The organism is Psychrobacillus sp. BL-248-WT-3, assembly GCF_012843435.1.
Taxonomy (GTDB): domain Bacteria; phylum Bacillota; class Bacilli; order Bacillales_A; family Planococcaceae; genus Psychrobacillus.
This window is the reverse complement of record NZ_JABAFC010000078.1, coordinates 1-2,605: the sequence shown is the minus strand read 5'-3', so window position 1 is coordinate 2,605 and position 2,605 is coordinate 1. Positions and strand designations below refer to the sequence as shown.

3 protein-coding genes are annotated in these 2,605 nt (G+C 35.1%); 2 read left to right on the top strand and 1 reads right to left on the bottom strand.

The features are described 5' to 3' along the window. Positions 1–544 precede the first annotated feature (544 nt). The gene (locus HF876_RS18655) at positions 545–1,048 is read left to right on the top strand and encodes a hypothetical protein (protein ID WP_169361549.1); all 504 of its coding nucleotides are present in this window, start codon (positions 545–547) and stop codon (positions 1,046–1,048) included. Positions 1,049–1,175: 127 nt separating this feature from the next. Continuing rightward, positions 1,176–1,739, top strand: a complete 564-nt coding sequence (locus HF876_RS18650; RefSeq protein WP_169361548.1) for a hypothetical protein — start codon at positions 1,176–1,178, stop codon at positions 1,737–1,739. A 48-nt stretch (positions 1,740–1,787) separates the two neighbouring features. Here HF876_RS18650 and HF876_RS18645 read toward each other — a convergent pair whose 3' ends face one another. After that, positions 1,788–2,144 carry a hypothetical protein gene (locus HF876_RS18645; RefSeq protein WP_169361547.1) on the bottom strand — a complete coding sequence of 119 codons (357 nt, stop codon included), beginning with the start codon at positions 2,142–2,144 and terminating at the stop codon, positions 1,788–1,790. Positions 2,145–2,605 lie beyond the last annotated feature (461 nt).

Below are 2,605 nucleotides of genomic sequence, written 5' to 3'. Positions count from 1 at the left end.
ATATTTTCGTAATTTTGCATAATGATCATCTCCTATAGGAAAGTTATGGTCATTTACACAAAATTTTATACGTTCTCGGAGATGACGCAAAATCTTGCGGAAATGAGTCACAACCTTGCGGAGAATAGCTAACCTTGCAGAGATGACTCTAAACCTTGCAGAAACGAGTCAGAATCTTGCGGAAATGAGTCACAACCTTGTGGAGAGTAGCTAACCTTGCAGAGATGAGCTAGAACCTTGCAGAGATGACTCTAAACCTTGCAGAAACGAGTCCAAACCTTGCGGAGATGACGCAAAATCTTGCGGAAATGAGTCACAACCTTGCGGAGAATAGCTAACCTTGCAGAGATGTGCTAGAACCTTGCAGAGATGACCCCAAACCTTGCAGAAAGCCACAAAACTTTTAGAGAATAACTAAAAGAATTAAATAAATGAAAAAGGAGCAGCACCAAAATAGGTGTTGCTCCTTTTTGTTGAACTCTGAGAGTAGAAGTATATTTATGTTAAAATAGGTATAAAAAGTTACGAAATTGGAGGTTAGCGAATGGGTACCTTTGATCCAAACAACAGTACATACACGAAAGAAATATTAGAGAAACAGCTAATCCTATCGAAGCCTTTAACTAAAAATGAAGTAGAGGAATTGAACTTAGCAGACAACAATCTTAAAAATGAAGAGGATAACTTCCTACCGAAGCAGTGGTTTTGTCGTGCGGATATAGGGGAGTGGGAAGAGGTAGAAATATTTATCCAAGGTGATGATCAAAAGCCTTATGTCCGCTGTATAGAAATGGCCGAGAAAATACTAAAAGATATTCCTCAGCATATTAATCGTGCATTAAATTACTTGAAAGAATTTTTTCCTGCTCAACAATCGGAGGACTATTACTTATCTACGATTTCCTTTGGAAGAATGATTAATTTTGATGATCAGCTTTTTACAGGTTTTACAATAGGTTTTTATAGCGAACAACCGCATGAATATCAATATAAGGTGAAATTCAAAGAAAATGGTTGGCCAATTGGGTTTGAGGGTGGACCAATGTAGAGTAGAAGAATAGAAATCGAAAGCTTCTTAGGAAGAAATGAACAGAATTTATAAATATACTCGAAATCATGAAAGCTATAATATAGCTAATCCTTGGAAAAAAATAACTTGTTGAGGATGTGTAAAAATGGTTTTTTTTAATCGCTTATTTAAAAAAGTTGAAGATATTAATAAGGGAGAAGTAGCTGTTTCTGAACTGGAATCCGAGTTCTATCTTGAGTCACCTGTAGAAGAAGCAAAGGGTTATTGGGTGGAAATGGCTCAAAATATTATTGTGAACACGGTTAAGGCAACCAACAATTCTGTTGAACGAGCTTTTGTCCTCATCGATTTTGGGGAACAACCTTCTTTTGATATCTTTTATCAAGTAGATGGAAGTTTAGTTATGTGGCATCAGCTTGAGCATCAGGATATAAAAGAAAAAATTGAAAACGAACTGCTTCCTCAAGCAACTGATGTTGTGAAAGCAGTAAATGATAACTTCATACAGGCCAATCACCCAACCATTGCATTTGCGGAGCTGCAATTTGAATGGCAAACTAGCGCTTGGTTTTCACATATAATATGGGAAGACGACGAGGACTCAAAGCTAGCCAAGGACGAAATATTAAATAAATGGTTTGATACATTAAGTGTTGAAGTTAAAGATCTACCATTAGATAGTGATACTAAGCTGTCCTGGTATCCGTAAGTTGTTTTAATTAGACTCGTTAAGGAAGTGGTTAATTTTAAAGGGAGATTATTCCCCAGGCATAATCCCTATCACTTCAAATCTTTCCATATCAACAAATACTAGTGGTGCAGCAACTGAATCTACTTTTGTCACTAAAAATATTTCTTTCCCTAGATATGACTGATCAAAATTTTTAAATGTTTCATCTACCATAATTTTTTTCACCGATGCGGTTTTCCATTCATTTACTGAGTTATGTTGGTTCGTATTCTGATCTTGAAAATATTCCAGTACTATGTTTATAACCTCATTATCTATGTCATTCTTTTTTACATCGTTACCTTCTTCTTCATTTTTTGCGCAACCAGTGACAAAGAGTGAAATGAAGATAAGCATGAAAAACCAGATATATTTCCTTTTCAAAAAACAACCTCCTTTTCAATTAGACGTTTTCGATAGAAGTTTTGTTACTACACTGTTCCATCAAACTGCACTTGTAGTTTAGATAATATTTTACTAATAAAAACCATTTTGTGAACAATCAATTCTAGCCTTTATAACATAGCCAAAACATAAAATGAGCTCGAGTCTCCCAATTCTTTTTTATAGTGACTGTAAACATTATATAAGTGACCTTCAAATGACTATGAAGATCATAAATAAATTATGAAATTCGGGTTGGTGACAGTTTTTCGGCTTTGTTTATGCGAGTAAATTTTTTTAATGCTTTATCGATGCTAAAGCTGTTCCCATTTGTTGATTGGAGCGCCAGACGGCGACTCCCTCTTAAAATGTAGTCGTACCAAGGGTTTCATTACGTATTTTAAAGTGAAAAAAATTTTTTTAACTCGTCTTACTGATCTTTTGCACCCTTATTAAACCAC